This window comes from Cupriavidus taiwanensis, from assembly GCF_900250115.1.
Lineage (GTDB): Bacteria > Pseudomonadota > Gammaproteobacteria > Burkholderiales > Burkholderiaceae > Cupriavidus > Cupriavidus taiwanensis_B.
Map to the genome: position 1 here is coordinate 495,563 of NZ_LT984803.1, position 15,618 is coordinate 511,180.

Below are 15,618 nucleotides of genomic sequence, written 5' to 3' on the forward strand. Positions count from 1 at the left end.
CCGTGCAAGACCGTCCCATGACAGCCCAAACCAGCCAAACCACCCGGCGTCCCGTGATCCTGACCGGCGATCGTCCCACCGGCCCGCTGCACCTCGGCCACTTCGTCGGCTCGCTCAAGAGCCGCGTCGCGCTGCAGGATTCGCACGAGCAGTACCTGCTGCTGGCCGATACCCAGGCCATGACCGACAACGCGCACGATCCCGACAAGGTGCGCCGCAACGTGCTGGAGGTGGCGCTGGACTACCTGGCGGTCGGCATCGACCCGGCCAAGACCACCATCACGGTGCAGTCGCACCTGCCCGCGCTGGCCGAGCTGACGCTGATGTATCTGAACTTCGTCACGGTGGCGCGGCTGGAGCGCAACCCGACCATCAAGGAAGAGATCCAGGCGCGCGGCTTCGGCCGTGACATCCCGGCCGGCTTCCTGTGCTACCCGGCCTCGCAGGCCGCCGACATCACCGGCTTCAAGGCCGAGGTGGTGCCGGTGGGCGAGGACCAGGCGCCGCTGATCGAGCAGACCAACGAGATCGTGCGCCGCATCAACCACCAGGTCGGCCGCGACGTGCTGCCCGAGTGCAAGGCGATGATTCCGCAGTTCGGCCGCCTGCCCGGCGTCGACGGCAAGGCCAAGATGAGCAAGTCGATGGGCAATGCGATCGCGCTGGGGGCCGCGCCCGAGCAGATCAAGGCCGCGGTGCACAGCATGTACACCGATCCCAACCACCTGCGCGTGTCGGATCCCGGCCAGGTCGAGGGCAACGTGGTGTTCACTTACCTGGATGCGTTCGATCCGAACACAGAGGAAGTCCAGGCGCTCAAGGAACATTACCAGCGCGGCGGGCTTGGCGACATGGTGCTCAAGCGCCGCATCGAAGGCGTGCTGCAGGACATGCTGGCGCCGATCCGCGAGCGCCGCGAAGCGCTGGCCAAGGATCCGGACTATGTCTTCGACATCCTGCGCCAGGGCACCGCGAAGGCGCGCGCGCTGACCCAGCAGACGCTGGAAGAAGTGCGCGACGCGCTCGGCATGTTCTCGTTCGAGTCACGCCGGTAAATTCGGGACGCCGGCCAGGCGGCACTGGTTCGGGTGCTCCCAAGCCGCCCGAACTCGCCTGATCAAGGTGTTCCCCTCTCCCCTCAGGGGGAGAGGGCCGGGTGAGGGGTGGGCTGGCAAGGCACCACACAAAGCAAGGCCAGCGGGTTTTAACGCAACCCGGTCAGCCCCTCACGCCCTGCGATTCACCAGCACGATCCCCGCCAGCACCAGCACGGCGGCCACCGCAAAGCGCGGGCCCACGGCGTCGTGCATCAGCACCACGCCGAAGGCGACCCCGAACAGCGGCGTCAGGAAGGAAAACACCGACAGCCGCGACGCCAGGTAGCGCTGCAGCAGCCAGAACCAGGTCAGGTAGCTGGCAAAGGCGATCAGCACTGACTGATAGAACAGGCTGGCCAGCACCACGCCGTCGAGCTGCACGGTTGCGGTCTGGCCGCCGGCCAGCGCCATGCCGAGCAGCATCACCGCGGACACGGCCAGCTGGTACAGCAGGGTCTTGCTGGCCGGCGCGCCGGCCAGCGGGCTGGCGCGCACCACCACGGTGGTGGCCGCCCACAGCGCGCCGGCGAGGATGCCGAGCGCATCGCCCAGCAGCGTGCTGCCATGCGCCGACGGCGCGGCGATGCCATCGGCAAACGCCAGCGCCATGCCGGCGAACGCCAGTACCACGCCCAGCCATTGCCCGGGTCGCAGCCGTTCGCCCGGTACCACCGCATGCAGCCCCAGCGCGGTGAAGATCGGCGCGGTGTACAGGAACACCGCCATGCGCGAGGCCGTGGTGTGCCCCAGGCCGACGAAGATGCAGAAGAACTCCGCCCCGAACAGCAGCCCGGCCAGCAGGCCGGCGTTGAGCGTGCCGTCGCGCCGCCACAGCGGGGTGCCGCGCCACGCCGCGAAGCCGAACACCAGCAGCGCCGCCACCGCCGAGCGCACCCCGGCCTGCAGCACCGCGCCCATCAGCGGCGCGGTCACCTTGATCACCACCTGCTGCAGTCCCCAGGCGGCGCACAGCACCACCATCAGGCCGATGGCGGTGCCGTCGAGCGGCTGGCGCGCGAGGCCTTGCGTGCTCACGGCGCCGGCCTTCAGGGACGGCTGGCGTCGCGGGTGGAATGGCGCTCGATCAGTTCGATCTTGTAGCCGTCAGGGTCTTCGACGAAGGCGATCACGGTGGTGCCGCCCTTGACCGGGCCGGCTTCGCGCGTGACCTTGCCGCCGGCGGCGCGGATGCGCTCGCAGGCGGCCGCGGCATCGTCGGTTTCCAGCGCGATGTGGCCGTAGGCGGTGCCGAGGTCGTAGCTGTCGACGCCGTAGTTGTAGGTCAGCTCCAGCACCGCGGTTTCGCTCTCGGGGCCATAGCCGACGAAGGCGAGGCGGTACTTGTACTCGGGGTTGTCGCTCTGGCGCAGCAGCTGCATGCCGAGCACGCGCGTGTAGAAATCGATGGAGCGCTGCATGTCGCCGACGCGCAGCATGGTGTGGAGGAGTCGCATGGGAGGGCCTTCAACTGTTATCGGTATAAGAAGGCGCCATTTTAGTGCCTTTGGCCGAAAGCCACCGGGATCAGTCCCAGTACCGGCAGCGGCCCTCAGAACGTCGGCAGCAGCTCGGGCGGGTGCGCGCGCAATTGCGCGCGAGCGTCACGGAACTCGGGAAAGATCGACTCGACGGTTTCCCAGAAGCGCGGGCCGTGGTTCATTTCCTTCAGGTGCGCCAGTTCATGCGCGGCGACATAGTCGATCATCGACAGCGGGAAATGCATCAGGCGCCAGTTCAGCCGGATCTTGCCGTCGGCGGTGCAGCTGCCCCAGCGCGTCGCGGCCGAAGTCAGCGCGAAGCCGGTGTGGCGCACGCCGAGCCTGGCGGCATAGAGGTCCAGCCGCTCGGCCAGCAGGCGGCGCGCCTGCTGCTGCAGCCAGCCCTGCACGCGGTCCTTGATCTGCTGCTCCTCGGCGTGCGCCGGCAGCGCCAGGTGCAGCACGCGGCGGTCGGCATCGAACAGCAGCGCGCCGATCGGCGACTCCAGCGCCAGCGTCAGCGGCTGGCCGAGGAAGGGCAGGGCCGCGCCCTCGCGCCATTGGACCGTCGGCAGCACGCGGCGCGCTTCGCGGTGGCGCCACTCGCCCAGCTTGTTGAAGATCCAGCGCTGCTTTTCCAGGATGGCCGCCTCGATATCGGCCAGCGTGACCCAGCGCGGCGCCGTGATCGACAGGCCGCGGTCATCGATGGTGAAGCCGATGGTGCGGCGCGCCGAGCGCTTGACGGTGTAGTGCAGCGGCCGCTCGCCGATCTGCAGCAGGCGCGCGTTGGGCTGCGGCACCGGCCACGCCGGCACCTGCTGCGGATGCGGCGGCTCCGGTGCCAGCGGCGCCGCCGGTTGCGGCGCGTGGGCGGGTTCCGCCAGCGGCAGTTCCAGCTGCGCGCCGTCGGCCTCCGCGGCGGGTCGCAGCAGCTTCATGCGGCCGACTCGCTGCGCTGCGCGGCCCGGTAGCTGTCGGGGTCGATGCGGCGCATGTCCTGTTCGATCCATGCCGCCACTTCCTGGTTGAGCTGGTCGGCGGTCTTGTTGGCCGAGGCGATCGGCGGGCCGACCGAGATCGTCACCATGCCCGGATATTTCATAAAGGAGTTGCGCGGCCAGACCCGGCCCGAGTTGACCGCCATCGGCAGCACCCAGGCCCCGGTTTCCACCGCCAGGCGCGCGCCGCCGCTCTTGTAGCGCGGCTTTTGCAGGCCCGAGGGGGTGCGCGTGCCTTCCGGGAACATGATGATCCAGGCGCCTTCGGCCAGCCGCTCGCGACCCTGGCGCGCGGCCGAGGCAAACGCGCGCGTGCCTTCCTTGCGGTTGATATGGACCATCTTCAGCATGCCCAGCGCCCAGCCGAAGAACGGCACCAGCAGCAGCTCGCGCTTGAACACGAAGCACAGCGGCTTGGGCATCAGCGCGACGTAGGCCACGGTTTCCCAGGCCGACTGGTGCTTGGACAGCAGCACCACCGGCTTGTCGAGCATGCCGTCCATGTGCTCATGGCCCTCGATGCGGTACTGGATGCCGCAGATGACGCGCGCGGCGCCGATGACCAGCCGCGGCCAGCCGCGCACGAAGCGGAAGCGCTGGTCGGCATTCATGAACGGGAACACCAGGAAGCAGGCGCAGGCGTAGGGCGGCGTCAGCACCAGCAGGTACAGCGCGAACAACAGGGAACGGAGGAACGTCATGCGGGGGGCGCAAATAGGGAATGGGTGCGGACGCGTGCGCCGCAGGCTCGGTCAGCCGGCGGCGGCATGCCCGCCCTGGCCACTGTGGCCACTCGGGCCGTTCTGGGCCGGCTGGCGTTGCCCGCCGTCGTTGCCGGTCAGCCAGCGGGCAAAGGCGCGCAGGTCGTCGTGCACCTGCGTGCCGGGCGGCAGCCCGCCCTGGTCGAGCGTCTTCAGGCCCTTGCCGCTGCGCACCAGGTGCGGCGCGCAGCCGACCGCCACGCCGGCTTCCAGATCGCGCAGCGAATCGCCGACGATAGGCACGCCGCGCAGCTCGATGCCGAAGCGCTCGCTGATCTGTTCCAGCATGCCCGGGCGCGGCTTGCGGCACTCGCAGCCGTCCGCGGCGGTGTGGGGGCAGAAGAACACCGCCTCGACCCGCCCGCCCAGCCGTGCCAGCGCCGTATGCATTTTCTCGTGCATGGCGTTGAGCGCGCTCATCTCGAACAGCCCGCGGCCGATGCCGGACTGGTTGCTGGCGATGACCACGCGGTAGCCAGCCTGGTTGAGCGCCGCGATGGCTTCCAGGCTGCCGTCGATCGGCACCCATTCATCGGGCGTCTTGATGAACTGGTCGCTGTCGAGGTTGACCACCCCGTCGCGGTCGAGGATGACAAACTTGGGCGGCGTCTGCGGCATGTGCGGCTCCGGCGGTTGCTTGGGGCGTGGCTGCAGGCGCGGCTCAGGCGGCCAGCTTGGAGATGTCGGCGACGCGGTTGGCCAGCGCATGCAGCGAGGCCAGCAGCGCCAGCCGGTTGGCGCGCAGCTGCGCGTCCTCGGCCATCACCATCACGTCGTTGAAGAACTGGTCGACGGCTTCGCGCAGCTGGGCCAGGTCGCGCAGCGCGGCGGTGAAGTCGCCGCTGGCGAAGGCGGCTTCGACGGCCGGGCGCACGCGCTCGATGGCAGCGTGCAGCGCGCCCTCGGCACCTTCCTGGAACAGCGCCGGGTTCACCGCGCCGACCGGCTCGGTGTTCTTGCGCAGGATGTTGGTGATGCGCTTGTTGGCGGCGGCCAGGGCCTCGGCCTCGGGCAGCGCGGCGAAGGTGCGCACCGCTTCCATGCGGCCCAGGATGTCATGCAGCCGGTCCGGGCGCAGGCTGACCACGGCCTCGACTTCATTGGTGGTGTAGCCCTTGTCCTTCAGGTAGCCGCGCACGCGGTCGTACAGGAAGTCGAGGATGGCGTCGGGCGCCGGCTTGACCGCGGCGATGCCGGCAAAGGCCTGCTGCGTCAGCGCCAGCAGCGACGCGAGCGACAGCGCAAGCGGCTTCTCGATCAGCATGCGCAGGACGCCGAGCGCGTGGCGGCGCAGCGCGAACGGGTCTTTCTCGCCGGTGGGCTGCAGGCCGATGCCCCAGATCCCGACCAGGGTCTCGAGCTTGTCGGCCAGCGCCACCGCGGTGCTGACCGAACCCGCAGGCAGCGCATCGCCGGCAAAGCGCGGGCGGTAGTGTTCGGAGCAGGCCAGCGCCACGTCCTCGGCTTCGTCGTCGTGGCGGGCGTAATAGGTGCCCATGGTGCCTTGCAGCTCGGGGAACTCGCCTACCATGTCGGTCAGCAGGTCGGCCTTGGCCAGTTCGGCGCCGCGCATCGCGGCGGCCTTGTCGGTGGCCACGCCGGCGGCGTTGAGCGCATCGGCGACATGGCCGGCGATCTGCTGCAGGCGCTGCACGCGGTCCAGCTGCGTGCCGATCTTGTTGTGGTAGACCACGCTGGCCAGTTGCGGCACGCGCGAGGCCAGGGTTTTCTTGCGGTCCTGGTCGAAGAAGAACTTGGCGTCGGCCAGGCGCGGGCGCACCACGCGCTCGTTGCCGCTGATGATCGATTGCGGCGTCTCGGTGGCCAGGTTCGACACGATCAGGAAGCGGTTGCGCAGGTGTCCGTCGGCATCGGTCAGCGCGAAGTACTTCTGGTTGGTCTGCATGGTCAGGATCAGGCATTCCTGCGGCACCGCCAGGAAGGCTTCCTCGAAGTGGCAGGCGTACACCACCGGCCATTCCACCAGCGAGTTGACCTCATCGAGCAGCGACTCGGGCATGATCACCTGGTCGGCGCCGGCTTCCTGCAGCAGCGCGCTGCGCATGCGCTCGCGGCGCTCTGCATAGCTGGCGACCACGCGCCCGGCGGACTCCAGCTGCTGCGCGTAGTCATTGGCGTGGGCGATCTCGATCAAGCCATGCGACAGGAAGCGATGGCCTTGCGTCAGGTTGCTGGCCTGCAGCCCCAGCAGCGTCACCGGCAGGATCTCGGCGCCGAACAGCGCGATCAGGCTGTGCGCCGGGCGCACGAAATGCACCGTGCTGCCGTCCGGGCGCTGGTAGCTCATGACCTTGGGGATCGGCAGCTTCGCCACGGTGTCTTCCAGCGTGGCCTGCAGCCCGGCGGCCAGCTCGGCGCCGCGCGCGGTATAGCGGTAGAAGAAGGCTTCGGCCTTGCCGTCGGAGGCGCGCTCCAGCGACTGCCAGTCGATCTCGGCAACGCCGACCGACTTGGCCAGCGCCGCCAGCTTCTTGGCCAGCGGGGCGGTCGGTTCGCCGTTGGCGTCCAGCGCCACCGACAGCGGCAGGACCTTCTCGCGCTGCTCGCGGTCCGGCGCGTTGCGGCGTACGCCGCTGACCAGCGCCGCCAGGCGGCGCGGGGTGGCGAACGGCGTCACGGTGGCGCCCGGCTCAAGCAGGTCGCGCTCGCCCAGGCCGGCGAACAGGCCCTGCGCGAAGGCGTCGCCCAGGCGCGCCAGCGCCTTGGGGGGCAGCTCTTCGGTGAACAGTTCGATCAGCAGCGAGTCGGTCAGGGGTTGCGACATGAATCGTATCCAACAGGTTGTAGCGCGCGCGGCTTGGCTCAGCAGCGCGGCGAGAGATTAGGTTCGACGCCGGACAGCAGCCACAGGCCGTTCTGTTGCCGGAATTGCAGCGTGGTGTAGGCGCATTGCGCGGCCGCGGCGGCCGCCGCGGCGCTGGCGGCGCCATTGCCGCCGCCGCGGCTGCCCGCCGCCGGGAAGCGCGCGTCGATGCGGCGCAGGCGCTTGTCGTAGCGGATCTCGTCGATGCGCCCGCCCACCCAGAAATCGATCTTCGGCGGCAGCTGCGAGGCCGAGTAGTAGGTCTTGACCTTGCGCCGGGTGCGGCCGTTCTGGGTTTCCGTCTCGACCCAGGTCAGCGGATAGCGGATCGCGCTTTCATAGGCGCGCAGCGGCACCCGGTGCCAGCCCAGGTCGCGCTGGCCGGACAGGTCGCACGAGAACGAGCGCACCAGCTGCGTCCACTGGTCCAGCGCGTTCAGCGACGGCCGCCACTGGCGCGCCATCGCCTGCTGCAGCGCCTGCGCGTCGGCCTCGCACACATTGCTCAGTTCGGCCGGCAGCATCAGCACCTGCGCGCTGGGAGCGGCCTGTGCGCGCGCGCCCACGGCATTGCCGGCAGCGGCCAGCGTGGCGAGGGCCAGGGCGCAGCCCAGCGCGCTGCGCGCCAGCAGCCTCATGTCCGCGCTCCGTCGCGCTGGCCGCACATCGGGAAGCCGAGGGCTTCGCGCGAGTCGTAGTAGGCCTGCGCCACCTGGCGCGACAGGTTGCGGATGCGGCCGATATACGCCGCGCGCTCGGTGACCGAGATCGCGCCGCGCGCATCGAGCAGGTTGAAGGTGTGCGCGGCCTTGAGCACCTGCTCGTAGGCCGGCAGCGCCAGGCGCGTGCCGCTGTCCTGGCCGCTGTCCAGGCCGGACTGGGCACCGTCGCCATTGCCCATCAGCCGCTTGGCCTCGCCCTCGTGCTCGGCGAAATGGCGGAACAGGATTTCGGTGTTGCTGTGCTCGAAGTTGTAGGTGGATTGTTCCACCTCGTTCTGGTGATACACGTCGCCGTAGGTCAGGCGGCGGGTCTCGCCGTTCTCGACCCATTCGGTCCAGACCAGGTCGTAGACGTTCTCGACCTTCTGCAGGTACATCGCCAGCCGTTCGATGCCGTAGGTGATTTCGCCCGTGATGGGCTTGCAGTCGATGCCGCCCACCTGCTGGAAGTAGGTGAACTGGGTCACCTCCATGCCGTTGAGCCAGACTTCCCAGCCCAGGCCCCAGGCGCCCAGCGTGGGGTTCTCCCAGTCGTCCTCGACGAAGCGGATGTCGTTCTGCTTCAGGTCCAGCCCGAGCGCCTCGAGCGAGCCCAGGTACAGCTCCAGGATGTTCTCCGGCGCGGGCTTGAGCACCACCTGGTATTGGTAGTAGTGCTGCAGCCGGTTCGGGTTCTCGCCGTAGCGGCCGTCCTTGGGGCGCCGCGACGGCTGCACGTAGGCGGCACGCCACGGCTCGGGGCCGATCGCGCGCAGGAAGGTGTGTACGTGGGAAGTGCCGGCGCCGACCTCCAGATCGATGGGTTGCAACAGCGCGCAGCCCTGCCGGTCCCAGTAGGCCTGCAGGGTCAGAATCATTTGTTGGAAGGTCAGCATAGAAAGACTAGGTAGAGGCAAGCGGAGGCAAGCCGAGGACGCGCAGCGCGTGCCGGAGCCGCCGCATACGGATTTTGCCAAACCCTGAATTCTATCGGCTTTTTGGCGCGATGCCCGGTTTGGCAGGGCTGCATAGGGCACGCACCGATGGCCGGGCGGGTGCGCCACGGGCGTCAATGTCGGCCGCGCACAACGCATCGGGAAAATACTGACGCGGATTTCAAGTCGCGCCGCTGCTTGCCGATAACGTTTTTGTATACAGTATGAGTAAGCAACCCGTTTCAGAGCGTTGCGATTGACAGTCCGTGCCGGTGTGCAGGCGCGGCGGCTGCCCGGTCTTGCCGCGGCAGCCCGATGTCAGGAACTGATTATTGATGGGGACATTCGGATCATGGCACTTCTTTCTCGCAAACCTTATCTGGTCGCAATCGCGGTCATGATCGCCGCGGCCACCGTGTCCGTGGTGACCGGGTTGCTGAACTGAACCGGCCGGCGCGCCGCTGACGCGTCCCTGGCTCCTGGCCTGCCGCGCTGGCCCGCGGCGCCCGGCGCCTGCCTGCTGTCGCGCCTTCAGCCGGTCGTGCGCGCCTGGCGCGCGCGCCACGCCGCCACGCCCAGCACCAGCGCAACCAGCGCCAGCACCGGCGCGTTGCCCCAGCGGATATAGGGCGTCAGCCCCTGCATGCCCTGCACCTCGGCCGTCAGCGTGCCGACGGAGAAGGTCGGCAGGCGTTGCTGCACCGAGCCGTCCGGGCGCACCACCGCGGTCATGCCGGTATTGGTCGAGCGCAGCATCGGCCGACGCGTTTCCAGCGCGCGCATGCGCGAGATCTGCAGGTGCTGGTCCAGCGCGATGGTGTCGCCGAACCACGCCAGGTTGGTCAGGTTGGCCAGCAGGTTGGCCGGCGCCGGCTGCTGGCGCAGCGTCTGCGCGATCTCCTCGCCGAACAAGTCCTCGTAGCAGATGTTCGGGGCCACGCGCACGCCGCGCACCGGCAGCGAGGCCTGGTCCAGCCCGCCGCGGCGGAAGTCGCCCAGCGGCATCTTCATCATGTCGACGAACCAGCGGAAGCCCAGCGGGATGAATTCGCCGAACGGCACCAGGTGGTGCTTGTTGTAGCGGTACAGGCGCTCGGTCTCGGGGCCCAGGCCGAACACGCTGTTGGTGAAGTCGACCGGGGAATCGGCGCCCGCGGCGCCGAACAGCACCGTGGTGCCGCTCGCCATGGCGAAATCGCGCACGGCGACGGCGACGTCGACCGGCAGCTCCTGCAGGATCACCGGGAACGCGGTTTCGGGCGTCACCACCAGGTCGGCCGGCGTCGCGGTGATCATGTCGCGGTACAGCTCGATCGAGCGCTGGATCCCGGCGGGCTCGAACTTGATGTCCTGCGCCACGTTGCCTTGCAGCAGCCGCACCGTCAGGGGCTTGCCCGCGGGCGTGGTCCAGGCCAGCGGCGCCAGCGCCGCGCCGGCGGCGGGCAGCAGCAGCGCCAGCGCCAGCGCGCCCAGCGCGCGGCGCGGTTCGCCACGGCCGAGCCCGCGCACCGCGGTCGCCAGCAGCGCCGCCACGGCGGCGGCCAGCGCGCCGATGCCGTACACGCCCAGCACCGGCGCGAAGCCCGCCAGCGGGCCGTCGGCATGGGCATAGCCGCCCGACAGCCACGGGAAACCCGTAAACACCACGCCGCGCAGCCATTCGCTCAGGCCCCATGCCGCGCCGAACGACAGCGGCGCCAGCAGCGTGCCCGCGGGCAGGCGCGCCGTGAGCCGGTGCCAGAGCGCGCCGGCCAGCGCGGGGTAGAGCGACAGGAAGCCCGAGAACAGCACCACCGCCAGCGCGGCCATCCACGACGGCATCTCGCCGTACACGTGCATGCTGATATAGAGCCACCAGATGCCGGACAGGAACCAGCCCAGCCCGAAGGCATAGCCGATGGCGCCGGCCACGCGCGTGCGCGGCGCGTCGGCGATCAGCGCGGCCAGGCCGGCCAGCGACAGGATTTGCAGCCACCACCAGTCATGCGGGGCGAAGGCCTGGGTATGGGCAATGCCAAGCACGCCGGCCAGCAGCAGCCGCGCCAGCGTCGCGGCGCGCGAAGGCGCGCGCGTGGCGGGCACGCCGGTGGCGCCGGCGTCGGCAGCGGCGCCGTCGGGGAGCGGAGCGTGGAGCTTCATGCGCTGGCCGCGCTGGCGCTGTCGGCGTTGGCTTCGCGGCGCACCTGCAGCAGGTGCACCTGGCGCGCGTCGGCGCGCAGCACCTCGAAGCGGATCGGCGGCAGCGTGATGATCTCGCCGCGATGGGGCACGTGGCCCACGTGGTTGGAGAGCAGCCCGCCGACGGTGTCGACATCGTGGTCGGAGAAGCCGGTGCCGAAGGCCTCGTTGAACTGCGCGATCTCGGTCAGGCCGTGCACGCGCCAGCTGCCGTCGGGCATCGGCAGGATATTGTCCTGGTCTTCGTCGAGATCGAACTCGTCCTCGATATCGCCCACGATCTGTTCCAGCACATCCTCGATCGTCACCAGCCCGGCCACGCCGCCGTATTCGTCGACGACCATGGCGATGTGGTTGCGGTTGATGCGGAACTCGCGCAGCAGGATGTTCAGGCGCTTGGATTCGGGGATGAACACCGCCGGGCGCAGGGTCTCGCGCAGGTCGAAGGCGGGATCGGTGTAGTAGCGCAGCAGGTCCTTGGCGAGCAGGATGCCGATGATGTTGTCGCGGCTGCCTTCGTAGACCGGGAAGCGCGAGTGCGCGGTCTGCTGCATGAACGGGATAAAGGTCTCCGGCACGTCGGCGATATTGACCATATCCATCTGCGCGCGCGGCACCATGATGTCGGCGGCGGTCAGTTCGGAAACCTGGAACACGCCCTCGATCATCGACAGGGAATCGGCATCGATCAGGCTGCGCTCATGCGCTTCCTGGAGCACTTCAAGCAATTCCGCGCGGGTGTCCGGCTCGGGGGAGATCAGGTCTGACAGGCGTTCGAGCAGCGATCTGGGCCGATCGGCCTGCTTCAGGTAAGCGGGCTTCGAACTGGGATAGGGGTCGTTCATTTCGCGGCGAGCGCGTGGTGGAGATCGTCTGAAGGATACACTAAAAGCCTGTCGATCCCGTGACGGCGGGCCGCGGCCGCCATCCGTATGTGGCGCAGGAGGCGCTCGCCGGCGCCGCCTGCGGCAGCCGCATCACGCGGCCGGTGCTGCTTTCTCGGCCCGGTAAGGATCGGCATAGCCGAGCGCCTGCAGCGTCTCGGTCTCGATCGCTTCCATTTCCTCGGCCTCGGTGTCGTCCTCGTGCTCGTAGCCTTGCGCGTGCAGCACGCCATGCACGACCAGGTGGGCGTAGTGCGCCTCGAGCGGCTTGCGCTGCGCGCGCGCCTCGGCCTCCACCACCGGGCAGCACAGCACGATGTCGCCGCTGACGGGGTCGTCCTCGCGCTCGGCATAGGCGAAGGTCAGCACATTGGTGGCGTAGTCCTTGCCGCGATAGGTGCGGTTCAGCGTGCGGCCTTCTTCCTCGCCGACGAAGCGAATGGTCAGCGCGGCGTCGGCGTACAGCGCCGACTTGACCCAGGTCTCCAGCTTGCGCCGCGCCGGCAGCCCATTGCCCTTGCCGATGCCGATGCCGTCGCCGTGCTGGACCTCCAGCTCCAGCGCCGGCGGCGTCGCCGGGGTGCCGGTGGTGGTGGTCAGCGGCGCGGCGGTCACCGCCACCGACAGCGCGTCATGGTTGTCCGGGCGCACCAGCAGGCCGGCCTGCTGGTTGGTATCGGTGTGCTCGGCCAGCAGCGCGACCACGCCGTCGGCGGCCTGCGTCAGGTCCAGCGTCAGGCTGCGGCCGTCGGGCAGCTGCACGCGCAGCGCGTGCGCGGCGCTCTTGCGCGCGCGGCCTTCGCCGTCGAACAGGGTCAGGCTGACGCCGGAAGACTGGGATTTCTGCGATTTCAATTAAGCGTCCTTGTGCTGGGCGTGATATTCGTCATAGGCATCGACGATGCGCGCCACCAGCGGATGGCGCACCACGTCGATGCTGGAAAAGCGGGTGCAGGCGATGCCGCGCACGTCGCGCAGCACGTGCTGCGCTTCGACCAGGCCGCTCTTCTGGCCCTTGGGCAGGTCGATCTGCGTGGTGTCGCCGGTGATCACCGCCTTGGAGCCGAAGCCGATGCGCGTCAGGAACATCTTCATCTGCTCGGGCGTGGTGTTCTGCGCCTCGTCCAGGATGATGAAGGCATGGTTGAGCGTGCGCCCGCGCATGTAGGCCAGCGGCGCGATCTCGATCATCTGGCGCTCGAACATTTTCTGCGTGCGGTCGAAGCCGAGCAGGTCGTACAGCGCGTCGTACAGCGGGCGCAGGTAGGGGTCGACCTTCTGCGCCAGGTCGCCGGGCAGGAAGCCGAGCCGTTCGCCGGCTTCCACCGCCGGGCGCGTCAGCACGATGCGCTTGACCGCGTCGCGCTCGAGCGCGTCGACCGCGCACGCCACCGCCAGGTAGGTCTTGCCGGTGCCGGCCGGGCCGATGCCCATGGTCAGGTCGTGCGACAGGATATTGCGCAGGTAGGCGCGCTGCGCCACGGTGCGGCCCTGCAGGCCGGTGCGGCGCGTATGCAGCACCGGGGATTCGTCGCCTTCCTCGCGCTCGGCCTCGTCCTCATCGCCGTTGCCGTTGCCGGGCAGGTAGCTGCCATGCGCGCTGAGCTGGCGCGTCTCGACCAGGCCCAGCTGCACGTCGTCGATCGACAGCGGCGTGCGCGCCTGGTTGTAGAAGCGCTCGAGCGCCAGCGCCGCGTCCTGCGCCTGGCCGCCGCGGATGGTCATGCGATGGCCGCGGCGCTGGATGGTCACGTCCAGCGCCTGCTCGATCTGGCGCAGGTTTTCGTCGAGCGGGCCGCACAGGTTCTGCAGCCGGGTGTTGTCGTCCCGCGGGGCGACAAATTCTGCGGAAGGGATTTTCATCGTTGGGCGATGGCCTCGGTTGCGGGTGCGTTACTGGCGCACCACGATCTCGCCGCGCAGCGAGTGCGGGAACGCCTGCGTGATGCTGACCTCGACCAGCTGGCCGACCAGCCGCTCACGCCCGGCCTGCGGCACGCCCGGCAGCGCGAAGTTGACCACGCGGTTATTCTCGGTGCGGCCATGCAGCTCGGTCGGGTCCTTGCGCGCGGGGCCCTCGACCAGGATGCGCTGGACCGTGCCGACCATGTTCCGGCTGATGCGCTGCACGTTTTCCTCGATCGTGGCCTGCAGCCGCTGCAGGCGCTGGAGCTTGACCTCGCGCGGGGTGTCGTCGTGCAGGTTGGCCGCGGGCGTGCCGGGGCGCGGGCTGAAGATGAACGAGAACGAGGTGTCGTAGCCGATCTCCTCGATCATCGCCATCAGCTTGTCGAAGTCGGCATCGGTCTCGCCGGGGAAGCCGACGATAAAGTCCGACGACATCGACATGTCCGGGCGCAGCGCGCGCAGCCTGCGGATGATGCTCTTGTATTCCAGCACGCTGTAGCCGCGCTTCATCGCCATCAGGATGCGGTCGGACGCATGCTGCACCGGCAGGTGCAGGTGGTTGACCAGTTTGTCGCAGCGGCCGTACAGCTCGACCAGGCGCGAGGTGAATTCCTTGGGATGGCTGGTGGTGTAGCGGATGCGCTCGATGCCGGGGATCTCGGCGACATACTCGATCAGCAGCGCGAAGTCGGCGATCTCGCTGGTGTCGCCCATCTTGCCGCGGTAGGCGTTGACGTTCTGGCCCAGCAGCGTGACTTCGCGCACGCCCTGCTCGGCCAGGCCCGCCACTTCGGCCAGCACGTCCTCGAACGGGCGCGACACTTCCTCGCCGCGCGTGTACGGCACCACGCAGTAGCTGCAGTACTTGGAGCAGCCCTCCATGATCGACACGAACGCGCTCGGGCCCTCGACGCGCGCGGGCGGCAGGTGGTCGAACTTCTCGATCTCGGGGAAGGAGATGTCCACCTGCGACTGGCCGGTGCGCTGGCGGCGCGCGATCAGGTCAGGCAGGCGGTGCAGCGTCTGCGGGCCGAACACCACGTCGACATAGGGCGCGCGCGAGACGATGCTGGCGCCTTCCTGGCTGGCCACGCAGCCGCCGACGCCGATCACCAGCTCGGGCTTGACCGCCTTCAGCGCCTTCATCCGGCCCAGTTCGGAAAACACCTTCTCCTGCGCCTTCTCGCGCACCGAGCAGGTGTTGAACAGGATCACGTCGGCGTCTTCGACGTTGTCGGTGGGCTCCAGCCCCTGGCTGGCGTTGAGGACGTCGACCATCTTGTCCGAGTCGTACTCGTTCATCTGGCAGCCGTACGTCTTGACGAAAACTTTCTTCATATGCCGATCTCAGTGGTTGACCTGGGGGCATCAGGGTGTGGCAACAACACGGCCGGCGCGTGGGGCGCGCCGGTCGCACTTCGGGGGTTGGCTATTTTTTCAGTGCCTGCTGTTCGGCCTCGCTCAGCACCCACGCGGTCAGCAATTGGCCGTACAGGTCCAGCTTGTACCGCACCGGCAGCTTCTGGCCCGCCACCGCGGCGCTGGCCAGCAACTGGTTGCCGGTGCCGAACAGGCGCAGGCCCGGCGCCACGCCCACGCGCTTGCCGTCGAGCGTGGCGGTCTGCGGCGCGCCGGCCGCCGGCGTGGCGATGACCAGCCTGGCCGCCGCGGCATCATCGGGGATCGCGCGCACCGGCTGGGCCGCGGCGACCGCCGCGCCCAGCAGCAGCGCCGCGCCGCACGCCAGTCCGGCCCAACGCTGGCGCAGGCGGCTGGATGTCATGGACTCCGGCGCCTCGCTGCGCGTATCACGACCTGCTGGCATGGGGAACTCCGACAAATAGGGCGATG

General features: G+C 69.1%; 16 protein-coding genes. 2 read left to right on the top strand and 14 right to left on the bottom strand.

Going from position 1 to position 15,618, the window contains the following annotated elements; translation table 11 throughout:
* Positions 1 to 17 precede the first annotated feature (17 nt).
* On the top strand, positions 18 to 1,055 hold the full coding sequence (gene trpS / locus CBM2586_RS02395; RefSeq protein WP_115662997.1) for a tryptophan--tRNA ligase: 1,038 nt from the start codon (positions 18 to 20) through the stop codon (positions 1,053 to 1,055).
* A gap of 171 nt (positions 1,056 to 1,226) precedes the next feature.
* Here trpS and CBM2586_RS02400 read toward each other — a convergent pair whose 3' ends face one another.
* From CBM2586_RS02400 to glyQ, 8 genes are all read right to left on the bottom strand, one after another.
* On the bottom strand, positions 1,227 to 2,078 hold the full coding sequence (locus tag CBM2586_RS02400; RefSeq protein ID WP_373424211.1) for a DMT family transporter: 852 nt from the start codon (positions 2,076 to 2,078) through the stop codon (positions 1,227 to 1,229).
* A 65-nt stretch (positions 2,079 to 2,143) separates the two neighbouring features.
* The gene (gene gloA / locus CBM2586_RS02405; protein WP_018008824.1) at positions 2,144 to 2,551 is read right to left on the bottom strand and encodes a lactoylglutathione lyase; all 408 of its coding nucleotides are present in this window, start codon (positions 2,549 to 2,551) and stop codon (positions 2,144 to 2,146) included.
* Positions 2,552 to 2,646: 95 nt separating this feature from the next.
* Complete coding sequence (locus tag CBM2586_RS02410) at positions 2,647 to 3,516, bottom strand: M48 family metallopeptidase (RefSeq protein ID WP_115662995.1); 870 nt, start codon at positions 3,514 to 3,516, stop codon at positions 2,647 to 2,649.
* A complete protein-coding gene (locus CBM2586_RS02415) occupies positions 3,513 to 4,277 on the bottom strand; it encodes a lysophospholipid acyltransferase family protein (protein WP_115662994.1) in 765 nt (254 codons plus the stop codon). The genes CBM2586_RS02410 and CBM2586_RS02415 overlap by 4 nt, the downstream gene beginning before the upstream one ends.
* A 51-nt stretch (positions 4,278 to 4,328) precedes the next feature.
* Complete coding sequence (gene gmhB, locus CBM2586_RS02420) at positions 4,329 to 4,955, bottom strand: D-glycero-beta-D-manno-heptose 1,7-bisphosphate 7-phosphatase (RefSeq protein WP_115662993.1); 627 nt, start codon at positions 4,953 to 4,955, stop codon at positions 4,329 to 4,331.
* 43 nt (positions 4,956 to 4,998) lie between these two features.
* Positions 4,999 to 7,122, bottom strand: coding sequence for a glycine--tRNA ligase subunit beta (gene glyS / locus CBM2586_RS02425; RefSeq protein ID WP_115686731.1), 2,124 nt, complete (start codon positions 7,120 to 7,122; stop codon positions 4,999 to 5,001).
* Positions 7,123 to 7,160: 38 nt separating this feature from the next.
* Complete coding sequence (locus CBM2586_RS02430) at positions 7,161 to 7,799, bottom strand: hypothetical protein (RefSeq protein ID WP_115662991.1); 639 nt, start codon at positions 7,797 to 7,799, stop codon at positions 7,161 to 7,163.
* Positions 7,796 to 8,758, bottom strand: a complete 963-nt coding sequence (glyQ, locus tag CBM2586_RS02435; protein ID WP_115662990.1) for a glycine--tRNA ligase subunit alpha — start codon at positions 8,756 to 8,758, stop codon at positions 7,796 to 7,798. The genes CBM2586_RS02430 and glyQ overlap by 4 nt, the downstream gene beginning before the upstream one ends.
* Positions 8,759 to 9,053: 295 nt before the next feature.
* Here glyQ and CBM2586_RS02440 point away from each other — a divergent pair, with 295 nt between their 5' ends.
* The gene (locus tag CBM2586_RS02440; RefSeq protein ID WP_145987379.1) at positions 9,054 to 9,242 is read left to right on the top strand and encodes a hypothetical protein; all 189 of its coding nucleotides are present in this window, start codon (positions 9,054 to 9,056) and stop codon (positions 9,240 to 9,242) included.
* Between the two features lie 86 nt (positions 9,243 to 9,328).
* Here CBM2586_RS02440 and lnt read toward each other — a convergent pair whose 3' ends face one another.
* The 6 genes from lnt to CBM2586_RS02470 all read right to left on the bottom strand — a co-directional run bounded on the left by lnt (position 9,329) and on the right by CBM2586_RS02470 (position 15,592).
* Positions 9,329 to 10,936 (bottom strand): apolipoprotein N-acyltransferase, encoded by a 1,608-nt coding sequence (lnt, locus tag CBM2586_RS02445; protein WP_115686732.1) that lies wholly within the window; start codon positions 10,934 to 10,936, stop codon positions 9,329 to 9,331.
* Positions 10,933 to 11,820 (bottom strand): HlyC/CorC family transporter, encoded by an 888-nt coding sequence (locus CBM2586_RS02450; RefSeq protein WP_115686733.1) that lies wholly within the window; start codon positions 11,818 to 11,820, stop codon positions 10,933 to 10,935. Before CBM2586_RS02450 ends, lnt begins: the two co-directional genes overlap by 4 nt.
* A gap of 132 nt (positions 11,821 to 11,952) precedes the next feature.
* The gene (gene ybeY / locus CBM2586_RS02455; RefSeq protein WP_115686734.1) at positions 11,953 to 12,714 is read right to left on the bottom strand and encodes an rRNA maturation RNase YbeY; all 762 of its coding nucleotides are present in this window, start codon (positions 12,712 to 12,714) and stop codon (positions 11,953 to 11,955) included.
* Entirely contained in the window at positions 12,715 to 13,722 is a 1,008-nt protein-coding gene (locus tag CBM2586_RS02460; RefSeq protein ID WP_115662986.1) for a PhoH family protein, read from the bottom strand.
* Positions 13,723 to 13,752: 30 nt separating this feature from the next.
* Complete coding sequence (gene miaB / locus CBM2586_RS02465) at positions 13,753 to 15,105, bottom strand: tRNA (N6-isopentenyl adenosine(37)-C2)-methylthiotransferase MiaB (protein ID WP_115662985.1); 1,353 nt, start codon at positions 15,103 to 15,105, stop codon at positions 13,753 to 13,755.
* A 91-nt stretch (positions 15,106 to 15,196) separates the two neighbouring features.
* Positions 15,197 to 15,592: a hypothetical protein gene (locus tag CBM2586_RS02470; protein ID WP_115662984.1), complete on the bottom strand. Its 396-nt coding sequence runs from the start codon at positions 15,590 to 15,592 to the stop codon at positions 15,197 to 15,199.
* Between the last annotated feature and the right edge of the window lie 26 nt (positions 15,593 to 15,618).

What these genes read in the sequence shown, in the direction of transcription:
- trpS (WP_115662997.1), top strand. Translation starts at nt 18, where the DNA reads ATGACAGCCCAAACCAGCCAAACCACCCGGCGTCCCGTGATCCTGACC.
- CBM2586_RS02400 (WP_373424211.1), bottom strand. Translation starts at nt 2,078, where the DNA reads ATGGTGGTGCTGTGCGCCGCCTGGGGACTGCAGCAGGTGGTGATCAAG.
- gloA (WP_018008824.1), bottom strand. Translation starts at nt 2,551, where the DNA reads ATGCGACTCCTCCACACCATGCTGCGCGTCGGCGACATGCAGCGCTCC.
- CBM2586_RS02410 (WP_115662995.1), bottom strand. Translation starts at nt 3,516, where the DNA reads ATGAAGCTGCTGCGACCCGCCGCGGAGGCCGACGGCGCGCAGCTGGAA.
- CBM2586_RS02415 (WP_115662994.1), bottom strand. Translation starts at nt 4,277, where the DNA reads ATGACGTTCCTCCGTTCCCTGTTGTTCGCGCTGTACCTGCTGGTGCTG.
- gmhB (WP_115662993.1), bottom strand. Translation starts at nt 4,955, where the DNA reads ATGCCGCAGACGCCGCCCAAGTTTGTCATCCTCGACCGCGACGGGGTG.
- glyS (WP_115686731.1), bottom strand. Translation starts at nt 7,122, where the DNA reads ATGTCGCAACCCCTGACCGACTCGCTGCTGATCGAACTGTTCACCGAA.
- CBM2586_RS02430 (WP_115662991.1), bottom strand. Translation starts at nt 7,799, where the DNA reads ATGAGGCTGCTGGCGCGCAGCGCGCTGGGCTGCGCCCTGGCCCTCGCC.
- glyQ (WP_115662990.1), bottom strand. Translation starts at nt 8,758, where the DNA reads ATGCTGACCTTCCAACAAATGATTCTGACCCTGCAGGCCTACTGGGAC.
- lnt (WP_115686732.1), bottom strand. Translation starts at nt 10,936, where the DNA reads ATGAAGCTCCACGCTCCGCTCCCCGACGGCGCCGCTGCCGACGCCGGC.
- CBM2586_RS02450 (WP_115686733.1), bottom strand. Translation starts at nt 11,820, where the DNA reads ATGAACGACCCCTATCCCAGTTCGAAGCCCGCTTACCTGAAGCAGGCC.
- CBM2586_RS02460 (WP_115662986.1), bottom strand. Translation starts at nt 13,722, where the DNA reads ATGAAAATCCCTTCCGCAGAATTTGTCGCCCCGCGGGACGACAACACC.
- miaB (WP_115662985.1), bottom strand. Translation starts at nt 15,105, where the DNA reads ATGAAGAAAGTTTTCGTCAAGACGTACGGCTGCCAGATGAACGAGTAC.
- CBM2586_RS02470 (WP_115662984.1), bottom strand. Translation starts at nt 15,592, where the DNA reads ATGCCAGCAGGTCGTGATACGCGCAGCGAGGCGCCGGAGTCCATGACA.